Source organism: Xylophilus sp. ASV27 (assembly GCF_016428875.1).
Classification (GTDB): domain Bacteria; phylum Pseudomonadota; class Gammaproteobacteria; order Burkholderiales; family Burkholderiaceae_C; genus Xylophilus.
The window spans coordinates 1-16,441 of record NZ_JAELTO010000099.1 but is presented as its reverse complement, the minus strand read 5'-3'; the positions used below and the strand labels follow the sequence as shown (position 1 = coordinate 16,441).

At 71.4% G+C, this 16,441-nt stretch carries 13 protein-coding genes and 2 pseudogenes; 6 read left to right on the top strand and 9 right to left on the bottom strand.

What is annotated here, in order from left to right; translation table 11 throughout:
* The 6 genes and pseudogenes from JHD63_RS24145 to JHD63_RS17755 all read left to right on the top strand — a co-directional run.
* A pseudogene (locus tag JHD63_RS24145) lies at nt 1–468 on the top strand (Rne/Rng family ribonuclease); the annotation flags it as partial.
* Nucleotides 469–589: 121 nt separating this feature from the next.
* Complete coding sequence (gene yaaA / locus JHD63_RS17775; protein ID WP_198972144.1) at nt 590–1,366, top strand: peroxide stress protein YaaA; 777 nt, start codon at nt 590–592, stop codon at nt 1,364–1,366.
* Between the two features lie 26 nt (nt 1,367–1,392).
* A complete protein-coding gene (locus JHD63_RS17770; RefSeq protein ID WP_198972143.1) occupies nt 1,393–2,280 on the top strand; it encodes a 2OG-Fe(II) oxygenase in 888 nt (295 codons plus the stop codon).
* A 64-nt stretch (nt 2,281–2,344) separates the two neighbouring features.
* Nucleotides 2,345–3,193, top strand: coding sequence for an NADPH-dependent 7-cyano-7-deazaguanine reductase QueF (queF, locus tag JHD63_RS17765; protein WP_198972142.1), 849 nt, complete (start codon nt 2,345–2,347; stop codon nt 3,191–3,193).
* Between the two features lie 84 nt (nt 3,194–3,277).
* Entirely contained in the window at nt 3,278–3,643 is a 366-nt protein-coding gene (locus JHD63_RS17760) for a response regulator (protein WP_198972141.1), read from the top strand.
* Nucleotides 3,640–4,350 (top strand): hypothetical protein, encoded by a 711-nt coding sequence (locus JHD63_RS17755; RefSeq protein WP_198972140.1) that lies wholly within the window; start codon nt 3,640–3,642, stop codon nt 4,348–4,350. Before JHD63_RS17760 ends, JHD63_RS17755 begins: the two co-directional genes overlap by 4 nt.
* A 6-nt stretch (nt 4,351–4,356) precedes the next feature.
* Here JHD63_RS17755 and JHD63_RS17750 read toward each other — a convergent pair whose 3' ends face one another.
* From JHD63_RS17750 to JHD63_RS24140, 9 genes and pseudogenes are all read right to left on the bottom strand, one after another.
* Complete coding sequence (locus JHD63_RS17750) at nt 4,357–5,922, bottom strand: methyl-accepting chemotaxis protein (protein WP_198972139.1); 1,566 nt, start codon at nt 5,920–5,922, stop codon at nt 4,357–4,359.
* A 317-nt stretch (nt 5,923–6,239) separates the two neighbouring features.
* Nucleotides 6,240–7,439 (bottom strand): Y-family DNA polymerase, encoded by a 1,200-nt coding sequence (locus JHD63_RS17745; protein WP_198972145.1) that lies wholly within the window; start codon nt 7,437–7,439, stop codon nt 6,240–6,242.
* A gap of 32 nt (nt 7,440–7,471) precedes the next feature.
* Nucleotides 7,472–7,600, bottom strand: a complete 129-nt coding sequence (locus JHD63_RS24605) for a hypothetical protein (protein ID WP_255519303.1) — start codon at nt 7,598–7,600, stop codon at nt 7,472–7,474.
* A 108-nt stretch (nt 7,601–7,708) separates the two neighbouring features.
* Entirely contained in the window at nt 7,709–9,682 is a 1,974-nt protein-coding gene (locus tag JHD63_RS17740) for a diguanylate cyclase domain-containing protein (protein ID WP_198972138.1), read from the bottom strand.
* Between the two features lie 135 nt (nt 9,683–9,817).
* On the bottom strand, nt 9,818–12,160 hold the full coding sequence (locus JHD63_RS17735) for a CHASE2 domain-containing protein (protein ID WP_198972137.1): 2,343 nt from the start codon (nt 12,158–12,160) through the stop codon (nt 9,818–9,820).
* Nucleotides 12,161–12,166: 6 nt separating this feature from the next.
* Nucleotides 12,167–13,840 (bottom strand): FecR domain-containing protein, encoded by a 1,674-nt coding sequence (locus JHD63_RS17730; RefSeq protein ID WP_198972136.1) that lies wholly within the window; start codon nt 13,838–13,840, stop codon nt 12,167–12,169.
* Nucleotides 13,837–14,538 (bottom strand): response regulator transcription factor, encoded by a 702-nt coding sequence (locus JHD63_RS17725; RefSeq protein WP_198972135.1) that lies wholly within the window; start codon nt 14,536–14,538, stop codon nt 13,837–13,839. The genes JHD63_RS17730 and JHD63_RS17725 overlap by 4 nt, the downstream gene beginning before the upstream one ends.
* 344 nt (nt 14,539–14,882) lie before the next feature.
* Nucleotides 14,883–16,055, bottom strand: coding sequence for an alpha-hydroxy acid oxidase (locus tag JHD63_RS17720; protein ID WP_198972134.1), 1,173 nt, complete (start codon nt 16,053–16,055; stop codon nt 14,883–14,885).
* A 184-nt stretch (nt 16,056–16,239) separates the two neighbouring features.
* Nucleotides 16,240–16,441 (bottom strand): annotated as a pseudogene (locus JHD63_RS24140) (IS701 family transposase); the annotation flags it as partial.

The following is a 16,441-nucleotide window of genomic DNA, read 5'->3' as shown; positions in this document are numbered from 1 at the left end:
CCCCCCCCCCCCCCCCCCCCCCCCCCCCCCCCCCCCCCCCCCCCCCCCCCCCCCCCCCCCCCCCCCCCCCCCCCCCCCCCCCCCCCCCCCCCCCCCCCCTTTTCAAGCAGAAGACGGCATACGCGATGTCCTGTACGGTCTCGTGGGCTCGGAGATGTGTATAAGAGACAGGTCCCGGCCCCTGCCGCCCCCGCGGCGGCACCGGCCGCCGCAGCCTTCGTGCTGCCGGTGAGCGATCTGGCCCGCATGGCCGAAGGCAGCGGCCTCCAGTGGGTGCATTCCGACAGCCAGAAGGTCGCCGCGGTGCAGGCCGCGATGGCGGCCGAGCCGGCGCCAGCCCACGTGCCGCGCGAGCGCCCGGCCGCCGTGGTGCTGGACGAAGGCCCGCTGGTGCTGGTGGAAACGCGCCGCGACCTGGGCGATCTGAAGCTGCCTTTCGAGCAGCCGCGCGCCTCGACCGGCGCCTGATACGGACTGGCACGCGGACGGCCAGCCCAGGGCCCTGCCAGGCGTCGCCAGACGCCGGGCAGGGCCTTTTTGCTGGGCGGCACAATGCTGCCTGCGCGCCCTTTCCTGTTGCGAGACCCTGATGCTGTTGCTGCTGTCCCCCGCCAAGTCGCTCGACTACGAGACACCCGTCCCGCCCGGCCTGCCGGCCACCGAGCCTCCCTTCCCCGCCCAGACCAAGGCGCTGGTCGGGCTGCTGCGGCAGCAGTCGCCGCAGCAGATCGCGCAGCTGATGTCGATCTCCGACGCGCTGGCCGCGCTCAACGTGGCGCGCTACGCCGCCTGGTCGCCCAAGGCCACGGCCGGCAACTCCCGGCAGGCGGTGCTGGCCTTCAATGGCGACGTCTACGAAGGGCTAGACGCCCGAACGCTCAGCGCCGAGGACCTCGCCTGGGCGCAGGACCACCTGGCGATCCTGAGCGGCCTGTATGGCGTGCTGCGCCCGCTCGACCGGCTGCAGCCCTACCGGCTGGAGATGGGCACGCGGCTGCCCAACGAGGCCGGCGCCGATCTCTACCACTTCTGGCGCCCCAGGATTGCCGAACTGCTCAACACCCGCCTGCGGGCCGACCCGACGCCGGTGGTGATCAACCTGGCCTCGCAGGAGTACTTCAAGTCGGTGGACCCGCGCCTGCTCAAGGCGCGAGTGGTCGACTGCGTCTTCCAGGACTGGAAGAATGGGCGCTACGCCATCATCAGTTTCCATGCCAAGCGCGCGCGCGGCCTGATGGCGCGCTTTGCCATCCAGCACCGCGCCATCACGCCCTTCCAGTTGCAGGCCTTCGACCTGGGCGGCTACCGCTTCGATGCGCAGGCCTCCGGCCCGGACCGCCTGGTGTTCCGCCGCAAGCTGGATTGACGCGCCTTCTCGCCCGAGGAATTGCCATGCACCGACCAAGCACCTCCACCCTTGCCGTCCAGCCCGCCACGCAGCAGGTGACGCCCGAGCTGCGCGCCTGGATCATTGCGCAGGCCCAGGCAGGCTATGCGGCGCCCGTGATCGTGCAGTCCATGATCGACTCCGGCTGGCAGGAAGACGTGGCGGCCCAGGCGCTCGAAGCCACGCTGCGCGCCCATCTGGATCAGCAGGCAACCGCCCAGGGCCTGCCGCCTGCGGTGCGCGTGCCCGGCCCGGCGCTGCACGACGCGCCGCTCTACCTCGACGTGGGCGACCGCCAGGTGCACGTGCTGCAGGCCATGGCCGACCCGCGCATCGTGGTCTTCGGCAACCTGCTGTCCGACGAGGAATGCGCCGCCCTGATCGAGGACGCCAGGCCGCGCATGAGGCGCTCGCTGACCGTGGCCACCAAGACCGGCGGCGAGGAGCTCAACGCCGACCGCACCAGCGACGGCATGTTCTTCAGCCGCGGCGAAACCCCGGTGGTGGCCCGGCTGGAGGCGCGCATCGCGCGGCTGCTGGACTGGCCGGTGGAGAACGGCGAGGGCCTGCAGGTGCTGCACTACCGCGCCGGGGCCGAGTACAAGCCGCACTACGACTACTTCGACCCGGCCCAGCCCGGCACCCCCACCATCCTGCGCCGCGGCGGCCAGCGCGTGGCCACGCTGGTGGTCTACCTGAACGAGCCCGAGCGCGGCGGCGGCACCACCTTCCCCGACGTGCACCTGGAGATCGCGCCCAAGCGCGGCAACGCGGTGTTCTTCAGCTACGAGCGGCCGCACCCCTCCACCCGCACGCTGCATGGCGGCGCCCCGGTGATCGCGGGCGAGAAGTGGATCGCCACCAAGTGGCTGCGAGAGCGGGAATTCACCTGAATTCCCAATGAAAATCGCTTGTAGCCCAGATAAAACCTTGGCTTATAGCTATCATATCAATAGCATGAACACCCCTGAACAATCCCAGCTCGGCAAGGCCTCGGCCTACGTCGACCAGTACGAGCCCGGCCTGCTGTACCCGATTGCGCGCGCCGGCAAGCGCGCCGAGATCGGCGTGGACGGCGCGCCGCCCTTCTTCGGCGCCGACCTGTGGACCGCCTTCGAGCTGAGCTGGCTCAACCCGCGCGGCAAGCCGCAGGTGGCGCTGGCGCACATCACCGTGCCCTGCGAGACGCGCAACATCGTCGAGAGCAAGTCCTTCAAGCTCTACCTCAACAGCTTCAACAACACCCGCTTCGACGACGCCGAGGCGGTGCGCGCGCGCATCCGCGCCGACGTGAGCGAGGCGGTCTGGCGCGGCTCGGACACCCCGCCGGCCAGCGTCGGCGTGAAGCTGCTGCTGCCCGACCTGTTCGACCGCGAGCCGGTGCACGAGCTCGACGGCCTGCTGCTCGACCGGCTGGACCTGGAATGCACCCAGTACACGCCTGCGCCCGAGCTGCTGAGCGCGACCGAGGGCGAAGCCCCGGTGAGCGAGGTGCTGGTCAGCCACCTGCTCAAGAGCAACTGCCTGGTCACCGGCCAGCCCGACTGGGGCAGCGTGCAGATCCGCTACAGCGGCGCGCAGATCGACCAGGCCGGCCTGCTGCGCTACCTGGTGAGCTTTCGCAACCACAACGAATTCCACGAGCAGTGCGTGGAGCGCATCTTCATGGACATCTGGACGCGCTGCCGGCCGGTCAAGCTCGCGGTCTACGCGCGCTACACCCGCCGCGGCGGGCTGGACATCAACCCGCTGCGCACCAGCCATCCGCAGGCGCTGCCCGCCAACGTCCGCACCGCGCGCCAGTAACCGACCCGTGGTGGCGACGATGGCTGACAGCATCGCCGCCGCCGTGGCGCATCCTCTGCCGAGACATCGGTCCCAAGGAAACCCGTGGAACTCAACATCCTGATCGTCGACGACAACCGCGAAGCGGCGGAGCTGTTCCAGGAACTGCTGGCCCAGCAGGGCCATGACGTGCGCTGCGTCTACAACGCGCGGCAGGCGCTGTGCGAGGCCACCGAGGCGCCCGCGCAGGTCTACCTGCTGGACCTGACGCTGCCCGACATGCACGGCACCGAGCTGGCGCGCCAGCTCAGGCCGCTGTCCAAGGGCACGCCGCCGCTGATGATCGCCGTCACCGGCCTCACGCCGGAGGGCGGCAGCCGCGAAGAGATGGCGGTGTTCGACCACTTCCTGCAGAAGCCGGTCGACTTCGAGCGGCTCGAGCGCATCCTCAACGACGCGGCGGCGGCATGAGCGCCGCCCGGCCGCCCGAAGGCGCGCTCACCGGAGCCGCATGCGAAGGCACCCCGCCCGGCAACGCACAGGCCTGGCAGGCCGCGGGCGTGCGGCACGAACTCCTGATGCGCGTGCTGCCGGTGCTGCGCCACGACATGGCCGGCCCGCTGTCGGTGGCCCGCATGGGCAACACGGTGCTCAAGCGCTACCTGATGGCGCAGCCGCTGGACACGGCACAGTGCCAGACGCGCATCGCGCAGAACGACGAGCAACTCGGCCAACTGGTCAGCGCCATCCGCGCGCTGAACCGGTGGGACGTGGAGAGCGGCGAGCGTGCCGCGCCCGCCGCGCTCTGGAGCATGGCCCTGGACATCGCGCGCCCGGCGCTGGAGATGCACGGCCTGCGGCTGCAGCCCGAGGGCGCCGCGCCCCCCGCGGACTGGCCGGAACTGGTGCCGGCGCGCGCGCTGTATGCGGCGCTCGGCGCCCTCAACTACCTCCAGGACGGCGCCACGGCACCGTCGGCCATCAGCATCCAGCCCTCGGGCGACGGCCTGCTGCTGCAGGCGAGCCCGACGCCGGACCCCTCGCCCGAGGAGCCGCGCCCGTCCGGCGCACGCCCGCTGCGCATCGACGCCGCCAGCCTCGCCTGCCTGGCCGAAGACCTGGAGTGGCCGGTCGAGATCCGGGAGGCCTCCGTCCTGCTGCGCCGGCCGCCGCAATAGCGGGCCTCAGTTCCGCCTGAACTGGAACACCTGCACCGCGCTCAGCAGCGTGCGCGCGCCCTGCTCCAGCCCGGCGGCGGAGGCGGCGGACTGCTCCACCATCGCCGCGTTCTGCTGCGTCATGCCGTCGAGCTGCTCGACGGCCGCGTTCACCTGCGCAATGCCCTGCGCCTGCTCCGTGGTGGCCACGCTGATCCGCCCCACCAGCACGTCCACGCGGGCGACCGACTCCACCACCTCCCCGATGGTGGCGCCCGCCTCCTGCATCTGCCGCACCCCTTCGGCCACCTGCCGGTTCGAGTCGCCGATCAACTGGCCGATCTCCCGCGCCGCCGTGGCGCTGCGCTGCGCCAGCGCCCGCACCTCGGAGGCCACCACCGCGAAGCCGCGCCCCTGCTCGCCGGCACGCGCGGCTTCCACCGCGGCATTGAGCGCCAGGATGTTGGTCTGGAAGGCGATGCCCTCGATCACCTGCACGATCTCCTCGACCCGGCGCGAGGACTGCTCGATCGCCTGCATGGTGTGGCCGGCGGCGCGCACCGCCTCGCCGCCGCGCCGCGCCAGCGCGGTGCTCTGGGTGCTCTCGCGCGAGACGTCGGAGGCGCCCTCCGCGCTGTGCCGCACGGTGCCGGCGAGCTGCTGCATGGTCGCGGCCGTCTCCTCCAGGCTGCTGGCCTGCGCCTCGGTGCGCGCGGCCAGATCGCGGCTGCCCTGGGCGATGTCGTCGGCTGAACGCACGAAGCCTTCCACCTCGGCGCGCACGTCGCCCACGACGGCCCCGAGGTTGATGCCGGTCTGCCGCAGGCTGCGCGCGACCCGGTCGAGCGGCGGCACGCAGCGCAGGGCGTCCACCGCGCCGCCCAGGCTGCAGGCGGCAAGATCCGCCGCCACACGGTCGATGCGCCGGCTGACCGCCACGACCTGCCACTGGAACCAGGCCAGCACGCCCGCCGCCCCCACGGCGAGCAGGGCCAGGCGCGCCCAGGCATCGGCGGACGGCATGCCGCGCGCCAGGTCCGGCAGCAGGGCCAGCAGCGCCAGCACCAGCAGCAGCCCGCCCAGCCGCAACGTGAGCGAGGCCATCGCGGCCCGCTGCCACCAGCCCCGCAGGCCGCGCAGGCGCACCTGTCCGGCCCGCAGCGCCACGGTCGGGCGCTGGCCGCGCTCGCGCAGGATGCGCGCGTACAGCGCCTCGGCCTCGCGCACCTGCTCGCGCGTGGGCTTGGTGCGCACCGACATGTAGCCGCCCACCCGCCCTGCCTCCATGACGGGGGTGACGTTGGCCAGCACCCAGTAGTGGTCGCCGTTCTTGCGCCGGTTCTTCACGACGCCGGTCCAGATGTCGCCGCGGCCGATGGTGCGCCACATGTCGGAGAAGGCCTCCGCCGGCATGTCGGGGTGGCGCACCAGGTTGTGCGGCTGCCCTTTCAGTTCCTCGCGGCTGTAGCCGCTGACGCGCGTGAAGGCCGCATTGCAATGCTGGATGACGCCGCGGGTGTCGGTGGTGGAAACCAGCAGTTCATCGGCGGGGAAGTCGTACTCCCGTTGGCTCACGGGCAGGTTGGTGCGCATGTATGGGATCCTTTTGTCCGCATTTGAGAAGAGAAGCAGGCATGTTCGCCATGACGGGAATCCTCGGACAACGGCGCCTAACCTTTGGCAAAAGGTCAGATTTTTTGTCAAGTCGATTTTTGCATTCAGGCCCGCTCACCTGTGACTTTAGTCACATTTGTAACGTATTGGCAAATCCGCCTGTCGACGCCGCCTGGACCCGGATCGGAGCGCGGCCCGTGGTGTGCGCCATTCAGGCCGGCACGCTACTACAAAATAAATAGCAAAAAGCCCAGGAATAACCTGGGCTACAAGCACTTTTTACCCTGAACCGACGCTCAGAACAGCGGCGCGGTGACGGCGCCGCCCCCGGCGCTGTCGCTGCCGCCCCGGCAGGAGGGGGCTGGCTCCGTGCCCTGCGACGCCGGCACGCTGCTGCGCACTAGGGAGCCCGCCCGCACGCCCAGCAGCCGCAGCCGCCTGTCCAGCGGCACGCGCTTGAGGCACTGGCCCGCAGCCTGGCGGATGGCGCGGGCATCGGCCGTGGGCACGGCGATCGTCTGGTCGCGCGTGGCGATCCTGAAGTCGTCGTAGCGCAGCTTGATGCCGATGGTCTTGCCGAGATAGCCCTTGCGCTGCAGGTCGGCGGCCAGCTTCTCGCACAGGGCGGTGAAGATGGCGCCCAGCTCGGCGCGGTCGCGCACCGCGTGCAGGTCGCGCTCGAAGGTGGTCTCGCGGCTCATGGACACCGGCTCGCTCTCGGTCACCACCGGCCGCTCGTCGCGGCCCCAGGCCACCTCGTGCATCCAGGCGCCGGTGGCCCTGCCGAAGGTGGCGATCAGCCAGTCGCGCTCCTGCGCGGCCAGCTCGCCGATGGTGCGGATGCCGTGGCGCTCCAGCCTGGCGTCGGCCTTGGGGCCGATGCCGTTGACCTTGCGCGCCGGCAGCGGCCAGATGCGGGTCTGCAGGTCTTCGGCGTAGACGATGGAGATGCCGTTGGGCTTGTCGAACTCGCTCGCCATCTTGGCCAGCAGCTTGTTGGGCGCCACGCCGATCGAGCAGGTCAGGCCAGTCGCGGCGAAGATGCTTTTCTGGATCAGCCGCGCCAGCACGCGCCCGCCCTCGCGCTGGCCGCCCGGCACCTCGGTGAAGTCGATGTAGACCTCGTCCACGCCGCGGTCCTCCATCTGCGGGGCGATCTCGGTGATGACCTGCTTGAAGCGGCGCGAGAAATGCCGCACCCGCTCGAAGTCCACCGGCAGCAGGATGGCCTGCGGGCACAGCCTGGCCGCCTTCATCAGCCCCATGGCCGAACCCACGCCGAACTGCCGCGCCGCGTAGGTGGCGGTGGTGGCCACGCCTCGGCCGGTGTACCGGCCCAGGCGCGGGAAGTCCTCCACCGGCACGGCCTCGGGCGCGCGGCCGGCTTCGACTTCCCAGGGCGTTTCGGGACGTCGCCGCGCGCCGCCGATCACCACCGGCAGGCCCTTCAACTGGGGATAGCGCAGCAGCTCAACGGACGCAAAGAAGGCGTCCATGTCGAGGTGGGCGATGCGGCGCAGCGGCGGGGTCACGGCGCTGCGCCGGCGAGGTGCTGGCCCACGGGCGGCGCTGTCGCCGTGGCCCGCCGGTGCGCGGCACGGGTCATGGAGCCTGCGCGCGCCACGGCCCCGAATTCGCGCAGGCGTCGTAACTCCATGTGTCGTTCCTATCGAATCTGCGCTTTCATTCTATTTGACCCACCAGCCGGCGCGGCTTGTCGTGCCCCGCCCGCTAGGCCGACCAGCACGGAGACATGCGATGCGCTCTAGGCCACGCACGACACCACCTCCTGCCCATGCACGCAGTACCGGCCGCGCCCCATTGCCTTGGCACGGTAGAGCGCGATGTCGGCGTCGCGCAGCAGTTGCTCGGGATCGGTGGCGCCGGCGTGCACGCCCACCACGCCTACGCTTGCGCCGCTGACCAGCGTGTGCGCCCCCAGGGCATAGGGCTCGCCCAGGCGCCGGATCACACGCTCGGCCAGGCTTTCGGCCTCGCCTGGCTGCACCAGGCTGTCGAGTAGAACGGCGAACTCATCGCCGCCCAGCCGGGCCGCGGTGTCGCCGCTGCGCACCAACGACTGCAGGCGCTGCGCCACCTGGCGCAGCAGGGCGTCGCCGGCAGCATGGCCCCAGTTGTCGTTGACCCGCTTCAAACCGTCCAGGTCCAGCAGCAGCAAGGCACCGGGCCGGCCATGCGCGGCGCGGGCAGCGAGCTGTCCGAGCCGCTCATGGAACAGCACGCGGTTGGGCAGGCCCGTCAGCATGTCGTGGTGCGCCAGGTGCAGGGTCCGCGCCTGCGCCAGGCGGCGCTCCTGGATGTCTTCCAGGACGCCGTGCCACTCCAGCACGCGCTTGTGCTCGTCGCGGATGCAGGTACCGCGGGCGCGCACCCAGTGCGCAGGGCCGCGCGCCGACAGCACGCGGAATTCCAGGTCCACCGGGGCGCCGTTGCGGCCGGCGAGACGGCACGCCCGCAGCACCTGCAGCCGATCCTTGGGGTGGATCTGGCGCAGCCACGCCGTGCCCAGTGCATCGCGGCGCGAACGGCCGGTGAGCCTGCCGTAGCCCATGACCTCGATCAGCACGCCCTGCGGGTCCATTCGCCACAGCACCAGCGCGCCGGCGCTGGCCAGCAGGCGGTGGCGGCGTTCGCTCAGCCGCAGCGCCTCGGTCGCCGCGCGCTCTGCGCGCATGTGCTGCGCCAGCGCGGCTCCGGCGTTGCGCAGGCTGTCGCCCAGCACCTGTATCTCATGGATGCGCGAAGCCACCGGCTGCAGGTGGAGCGGCGGCAGGCCTCGGTCGGCCTCCGCGAGGCTGAGCGCCTGCCGCGCCAGCACCTGAATGGGATCGAGCAGCACGCGGCTCAAGCGCAGGCCCAGCCACAGCGTGATGCTGCAGGCCACGACCATGGCGGCCGTCAGGTACGCCAGCCATCGCCGCCACGGCCAGAGGACGTTGTATGCGGGGTCTGCGCTCAGGGCAACCCATTGCGGCGCGGCCTCCAGGTACCGGAAGGCCAGCGCCTCTCCCCCATCCTGCGTCTGCACCTGGACCAGCCCCTCGCGCGACGGATGCTTGCGCACTGCGGGCCAGTGCGGCACCAGGCCCACCCGCTCGTCCGCGCCGCCCGTGCAGGCCACCACCTGGCCCGTACCATCGACCAAGGCCATGAGCCGGGGGGAGCCGCTCGCTGCATGCGGATGCCGCAAGACGGTGAGCAACCGGCACGGCTCGAACACGGCGATCAGCACCGGCACGCGGCCGTCGCCTGCCGCCGTGCCGGGGACCGCCACGGCCACCGACAAGGGTTGGTCCACGCCCAGGGCCACCAGCCGCGACACGGCGGCCTTGCCGCCCAGCGCCGCGCGTGCGGCCAGATAGGGAAGGCCTTCGACACCAGGCCGCGGCGCGTCCTTGGCGCCGGGCGGCACCCATTCGATACGCAAGGGTGCGCCCACGGGCAGTGCAGCGTCGCGCAGGCCGGCGGCCAGCACGTCGGGCGCCTGAAGCCCGGGCTGCAGGCGCTGCAACTGCAGGCGCAGGCTGTCGAGGCGCAGGTTCAGCTCGGCGTCCACCAGTTGCGCAAACATGCGGTTGGCTTGCAGCAGGCGCTGCTGCGCCGCTTCATGGGCTTGCGCGCCTGCACGCCAGACCAGCAGCGCGGCCACGGCCACCACAGGCAGCAGGGCCGCCAGCAGCGTGGACAGCAGGCAGGTGCGCAGGCCGGGGTTGCGCATCAGATGCGCGGCGGCCAGGCGGGCCTGTCCTGCGGACGCTCTTTCGAGGCTGGCAGAGGGAGCGATGGGGGCATGGGGGGCCTTTCGGCTAACACAACAGTCTAGAAAGAAAGCCCCTGCGGCTTCCACCGCCGTTCAGCTTTGTTTGCAATCCGCCGGCAGCAGGATGCGGAATTCGCTGCCCACGCCGGGCGTGCTGTCGAGTTCGAGCCGCCCCCCGTGGCGCAGGACCACGGTGCGCGTGAAGGCCAGGCCCAGGCCCACGCCCTCGGCGCGCGGCTCGCTGCCGCGCGCAAAGCGCTCGAACAGGCGCTCGCGGTCGGCCGGCGTCAGGCCCGGCCCCTGGTCGCGCACGCAGAGGCGCCAGGTGCCGTCTTCCTGCAGCAGGCTGCAGTCCACGCGCGTGCCGGCGCCGCTGAACTTCACCGCGTTGTGCACCAGGTTCACGGCGGCGCGCGTCAGCAGGCCGCGGTCGCCGAGCACCAGCGCCTCCCCCTCGGGCAGCGCGGTGCGCAGTTCGATCTGGTGCGCATGGGCCAGACTCCAGCAGTCGTCCGCCGCGTCCAGCACGACGTCCGCCAGGTCGACCGGCTGGCGCTGCAGGGCGACCGATTCCGCCCGGGCCAGTTGCACGAAGCCCTCGGCCAGCGCATGGGTGCGCTGCACGTGGCGGCGGATGCGTCCGAGCAGTTCGGGCGTCGGCAGGTCATGCGGGTCGGCGGCATGCAGGTCCAGCAAGGACAGCACCGCGGCCTGCGGCGAGCGCAGGTCGTGCCAGAGGAACTGCAGCGCCTCGTCGCGCTTGCGCTCGGCCAGCCGCAGGCGGGTGATGTCCACCAGGCTCACGATCCAGGTACGGGCCACACCGCCGAAGTCGGCCGCCGGGCCGACCTTGAGCAGGAACTCGGCGCCCCGGCCGTCGCGACACTCGCTGCCGTGGCGTGCGAGCGCCGGGTCGATGCGGCCCTGCGCGTCGCGCAGTTCCGCTCCGGGCAGGGGCTGCAGGTGCGCCAGCAGCGCCGACAGCCCCTGCCCGCGCAGCGTGGCCGCATCCTGGCCGAAGTAGTCGACCGCCGCCTGGTTGGCCATCAGGACCCGCCCGTCCTCGCCGGCCACCAGCGCGATGTCGGGCAGGCTGTCGAGCACGGCAGCAACGAAGCGGTGCAGCGCGCGCAGGTCATGGGCTGCGCGCGCCAGGGCCCGGACGCGCCGATCCACCAGATCGCCCTGGGCCACGCCGTATTGCAGGCCCGTCTGCGCGGAGGCATCGGCCAACCTCAGCGGTATCTCACCCTGTCGCAGCCGGGACACCTCGGCATCCAGGAAGTTGGTGGCGGTTTCCAGCCGGTGCCAGTTCCACACCAGGTACATGCCCGCCATCACCACCAGCGCCGCGACCGGCGGCAGCCACAGCCCCCACAGGTGCAGCGCCAGGGCACTCGCCGCGAGTACCAGCGGCACCACCGCGGCCGTCTGCAACAGCGAGCGGCGCGGCGAGAAGCGCCACAGGACCGGCACGAACAGCGCCAGCGCCATCAGGCTGAACAGCGCGCCCTGCCACGGCAGCGGCGCCAGGCGGCCGCTGCCGGCCAGCAGATCGCCCGCAATGTTGGCCGACACCTCGACGCCCGGCGTGTACAGGGCATGGCCGGTGAGCGGCGTGGGATAGACGTCGCCCAGACCGGACGAGGCCGCGCCCACCAGCACCACGCGGTTGCGGAACAACTGGTCCGGCACATTGCCGCGCAGCACGTCGGCGGCCGAGACGGCGCGGTACGTGCCGCCCGGGCCGGCGAAAGCGATGTACATCCAGTGGTCCCGCCGCCAGGTGCCCGCGGCCTCGCCACTGTCGGCGACGGCCGGCGCCCGCCGGCCCGGAAGGGCCGCCGGCAGCGGCCGGCCGGCGACCTGCAGCAGGGCGACCGAGAAATGGTCCCACCAGCGGCCGCCGGGGCCGTCGCGGCCCTCGCGCAGGAAGACGCTGCGCACCACGCCGTCGGCGTCGGCCTCGACCGACACGTGGCCCAGTGCCCGCGCTGCCGCCGCCAGCGGCGCGACCGGCAGCATGGGCTGCACCTGGCCGCCGGGCAGGCGCACCGTGAACACCGGCAGCACGACACGCCCGCTGCGATGAATGGCGCCGGCCAGTCGCTGGTCGACTGCCGGATCGGGGTCGGCTTCGGACAGCAGCAGGTCCAGGCCGATGGCCGCCGGCGACTGCGCGGAGATGCGCTCGATCAGATCGGCGTGCACGTCGCGGCGCCAGGGCCAGCGGCCGATCTCGGCCAGGCTGGGCTCGTCGATGGCGACGATCACCACGTCGTCGCTCGGGGCCGGGGGCGCAATGGCGGAAAACAGGTCGTACAGGGCGAGGTCGGCCCGCCCCAGTCCGCCCTGCCATCCGAGCAGCGCCGCCATGCCAAGCCCCGCCAGCACGATGGCTGCGCGTACGCGGCGGCTGCGACGGAAGGCCGCCACGCGCGATCAATCCAGCAGGATGCGGCCGCCGTCCGAGGTGCGCGGCATGCCACCGTCACCGGAGCGCAGAGCGGTCTCGATGCGTACCTGCTGCGGACTGCTGAAGCGGCGCACGAAGCCGTCGGCGTCCGTCGCCTGGAAACGCACCCAGTAGCGCCCGGGCGCCAGCGGCAGCTCCGCCTGCGGCTCTTCGCTCTCCCGGGACAGCACGATGTCCGAGAAGGCCTCGTCGCGCGCCACCTGCAGCAGGAAGCGCTGCCCGGGCTCGCCGTCCCAGCGCACGGCCAAGCCCTCGCCGGCCTGCGGCATCAGTTGGGCCGGCGCGATGGGCCGGCGCACCGAGAAGCTGCGCGCATCGCCGTAGGGGCCGAGGTCGGGCTGGCCATCGCGCCCGACGGTGCGCGTCCGCACGCGCCAGTGATAGACGCCCGAGGGCAATGCGGGCAGCGTGAATTCGCTCGTGGCCAGCGCCGGCTGGTCCGACACCAGTTGCCGGAACTGCGCGTCGCGCGCCACCTGTAGCGCGTAGCCGGTGGCGCCAGGGCGCTCGGCCCACTGCAGCAGCACGGCAGCACCCGGGATTTCCTGGTTCTGCGCCGGCTGCAGCGTCGCCGGGGGCAACGGGCGCGCCTTCAGCCTGACGGTATGCTGCGCGGCGGCGCCTTCGATACCGCGCGCGTCGATGGCGCGCACGGCCACCTCGTAGTCGCCGTCGTCCAGATCCTCGAAGCGCAGGCGCGGCGCGGTAGACAGTGCATTGGCTTCGATCCGCTCCAGCGCCGCGTCACGGGCGACGTAGCCGCGGTAGGCCACGGCACCGGGCACGGCGGGGAAGGCTATGTCCAGCACGGGACGCTCGTGCAGCGCCGGCACGCCGGCCAGGTCGGGGCCTGGCAGCAGCAGCGATGGCGCCCCGGGCGCACGGTCACCGGCCGCCATGGCCGTGCCTTGGCCGGGTTGTACGACCACCGGGGCGCGGCCCTGCGGGTCGTCGCGTGCCTGCATCTGGACTAGGCCTTCTTCCACGTCGCCCGACGCGCCGCCGCCGGCGGTCACCGACACGCCAAAGCGCGTGCCGCGCACGCCGGCGGCCATCAGCGGCGTGCGCACTTCGAAGCGGCTGCCCGCAGGCACCTGCGGCGCCACGCGCAGTTCCACGCGGCCGCTGCGCAGATCCAGCAGGGTCTGCGCGCGGCGGCGCACCAACTCGGGCCGCAGCCGGTCGAGCAGCAGCTCGGAGTCGCCCGCCACCCGCAGTTGCGAGCCATCGGCCAGCGCCAGCGTGACGAAGCCATTGTGCGCGGTGCGCACGCGCTGGCCCTGCGCCACCACCTCGTCCGGCAGCAGCGGCCGCTCGCGCCCATCGGGATCGATCTGCGTCACCGTGCCGGACAGGTGCAGCACGCGGGCGCTGCCGCCGACGGCGCGCAGCAGATCGCCAGGAATGCGCAGGACCGCGCCCACCGGCAGCCGGCGCGGCTGCGGACTGCCATTGGCCTGGGCCAGCGCCTTCCACTGCTGCGCATCGTCCAGATAGCGCTGCGCCAATGAGGACAGCGTGTCACCGGGCGCCACCGTGTGCAGCACGTCGGCCGACGCCGTCTGCGCGGCGGCCTGCAAGGCCAGCGCCAGCGCCGCCGCCGCAACGCCGCGCATCAGAGGAAGGGGCCGGTGCGTCATGGCTGCGCCGCCAGGGCTTGCACCGGTTCGAAGCGGTAGCCGAGCCCGTACACCGGCATCAGGCGCACGCCATGCTGCGGGCCGAACGCCAGCTTGCGGCGCAGTTGGGACATGTGCGTGGCGACCGTGCGGGAGTCGACACCTTCCAACCCCCAGACCTCCGACAGCAAATGCTGGTGCGACAGCAGCCGCCCCATGTTGCGGAACAGGAACAGGGCCAATGCGTACTCCTTGGGCTTGAGCACCACCGGCACGCCGGCAACCCGGACCTCGCGGCGATGCAGGTCGAATACATAGGCGCCCACGGCGGGCGCAGATTCGAGCTCCGGCGTCGGGTAGGCGCGCCGCAGCAGGGCGCGGACGCGGGCCGTAAGCTCGTACGCGCGCACCGGCTTGATCATGTAATCGTCCGCCCCCGCCTCCAGCCCCTGGACGATGTCCTCCTCCTGGTCGCGGCTGGTGACGAACAACACCGGGATCGAGCGCGGCAGGTGGCGGCGAATCCAGTCCAGCGCGACAAGCCCGCTGAGGTTTGGCACCTGCCAGTCGAGCACGAACAGGTGGTAGCTCTCGCGCGACAGGCTGCGCACGAAATCCCGCCCGTCGCGGCATACGAAGCATGTGTGTCCCAGCCGCTCCAGCGGCTTCACCAACGCCTCGGCGTGGTCGGAGTCGTCTTCGAGTATTGCGATGCGCAAGAGGTCTTCTCCTTCGACAGTGTCTCCGATGCCGCGGGTATCGCGGCTGATCTGGCGCGGCTGGATATCAGCCGTTGGGCCGGGGACCGACTTCACGCCAGCAAAGATGCCACTGTAATCTTCTGCAATCGCGCCGCCTGCTCGTCCATCGTTTCAAAACCCGCCCCGCGTGGAGGCGGCAATATTAGGCAGTCAGGGGGCGGGCGATTGTCAACAATGTTCAACCCTCCATTCGCGGAGCAGCCCGCACGGCGTCGTTCGGCGTCACGCCAGGAACGATGAGGGGCGTGTGCCGGAGTCGCCCGACCCTCCTGCCAGTGTCCTGCGGCAGCGTTTGCGCCGCGTTATCCCACAGCCCCTGGGCAACTCCCCGGCAGCAGGATGCTGCGGTCCACCGCGTCGATCTGCGTGCGGCCGCAGAAGGCCATGGACAGGTCCAGTTCGTTGCGGATGATCTGCAGCGCGCGGGTCACGCCGGCCTCGCCGTAGGCGCCCAGGCCGTAGAGGAAGGCGCGGCCGATCAGCGTGCCGCGGGCGCCGAGCGCGCGCGCGCGCAGCACGTCCTGGCCGCTGCGGACGCCGCCGTCCATCCAGACCTCGATCCGCTGGCCGACGGCGTCCACGATGTGCGGCAGGGCGGCGATGGACGAGGGCGCGCCGTCGAGCTGGCGGCCGCCATGGTTGCTGACGATGAGCGCATCGGCGCCGCTGTCCACCGCCAGGCGGGCGTCGTCCGCATCGAGGATGCCCTTGAGGATCAGCTTGCCGCCCCAGCGTTTCTTGATCCACTCCACGTCGCCCCAGTTGAGCTGCGGGTCGAACTGCTGCGCGGTCCAGGACGAGAGCGAGGACAGGTCGTCCACGCCCTTGGCATGGCCGGCGATGTTGCGGAAGGTGCGGCGCGGCGTCTGCAGCATGTTCCAGCACCAGCGCGGCTTGGTCGCCAGGTCCAGCAGGTTGGCCAGCGTGGGCTTGGGCGGGGCGGAGAGGCCGTTCTTGATGTCCTTGTGGCGCTGGCCGAGGATCTGCAGGTCCAGCGTGAGCTGCAGCGCCGTGACGTTGGCGGCCTTGGCACGGTCGATCAGTCGCTCGATGAAGTCGCGGTCCTTCATGACGTAGAGCTGGAACCAGAACGGGTGCCGGCCGGTGGCCTCGGCGACGTCCTCGATCGAGCAGATGCTCATGGTCGACAGCGTGAAGGGGATGCCGAAGGCCTTGGCCGCACGGGCGGCCAGGATCTCGCCATCGGCGTGCTGCATGCCGGTGAGGCCCGTGGGCGCGATGGCCACGGGCATGGCGACCTCCTGGCCCACCATGGTGCTGCGGGTACTGCGACCCTCCATGTTGACCGCCACGCGCTGGCGGAACTTGATCTTCTGGAAGTCGTCCTCGTTCGCGCGGTAGGTGCTCTCGGTCCACGAGCCGGAATCGGCATAGTCGTAGAACATCCGGGGCACCCGGCGCTTGGCGACGCGGCGCAGGTCTTCGATGCAGGTGATGCGGGAGAGGTCTGTCAAGCTGTTTCCTTCCGGGAGCCCATATGTTACGGCGCGGCACCGCGGCGCCACCGCGAAGAAATTTAGCCGCCGCCGGAAAATAATTCAGCGGCCACGCACGAGCCTGCCGTGGAAGACGCATGCCTGGACGGGTCGCGGACAACCCGGTAAAGTCCCGGCAGGAGATGGCGTTCCTCCTTTAATCTTACTGTGTCATAAAAGATGCTTTGCGCTTGCCCTTCCGCAGCATGGGCACTGCCCGAGACGAGCGATCAACTGATAGCTCAGTCGATGACGCAGTGTCGTGATCGACGTCGCCACGTGGCGCTGCGCGCGCAGGACTGCCTCGGGGGACGTAATCCTCGGGAAGGGCAGGCACCTGGCGTTCGATGAAGTTTTTTTTATCG

What these genes read in the sequence shown, in the direction of transcription:
- yaaA (WP_198972144.1), top strand. Translation starts at nt 590, where the DNA reads ATGCTGTTGCTGCTGTCCCCCGCCAAGTCGCTCGACTACGAGACACCC.
- JHD63_RS17770 (WP_198972143.1), top strand. Translation starts at nt 1,393, where the DNA reads ATGCACCGACCAAGCACCTCCACCCTTGCCGTCCAGCCCGCCACGCAG.
- queF (WP_198972142.1), top strand. Translation starts at nt 2,345, where the DNA reads ATGAACACCCCTGAACAATCCCAGCTCGGCAAGGCCTCGGCCTACGTC.
- JHD63_RS17755 (WP_198972140.1), top strand. Translation starts at nt 3,640, where the DNA reads ATGAGCGCCGCCCGGCCGCCCGAAGGCGCGCTCACCGGAGCCGCATGC.
- JHD63_RS17750 (WP_198972139.1), bottom strand. Translation starts at nt 5,922, where the DNA reads ATGCGCACCAACCTGCCCGTGAGCCAACGGGAGTACGACTTCCCCGCC.
- JHD63_RS17745 (WP_198972145.1), bottom strand. Translation starts at nt 7,439, where the DNA reads ATGGACGCCTTCTTTGCGTCCGTTGAGCTGCTGCGCTATCCCCAGTTG.
- JHD63_RS24605 (WP_255519303.1), bottom strand. Translation starts at nt 7,600, where the DNA reads ATGGAGTTACGACGCCTGCGCGAATTCGGGGCCGTGGCGCGCGCAGGC.
- JHD63_RS17740 (WP_198972138.1), bottom strand. Translation starts at nt 9,682, where the DNA reads ATGCGCAACCCCGGCCTGCGCACCTGCCTGCTGTCCACGCTGCTGGCG.
- JHD63_RS17730 (WP_198972136.1), bottom strand. Translation starts at nt 13,840, where the DNA reads ATGACGCACCGGCCCCTTCCTCTGATGCGCGGCGTTGCGGCGGCGGCG.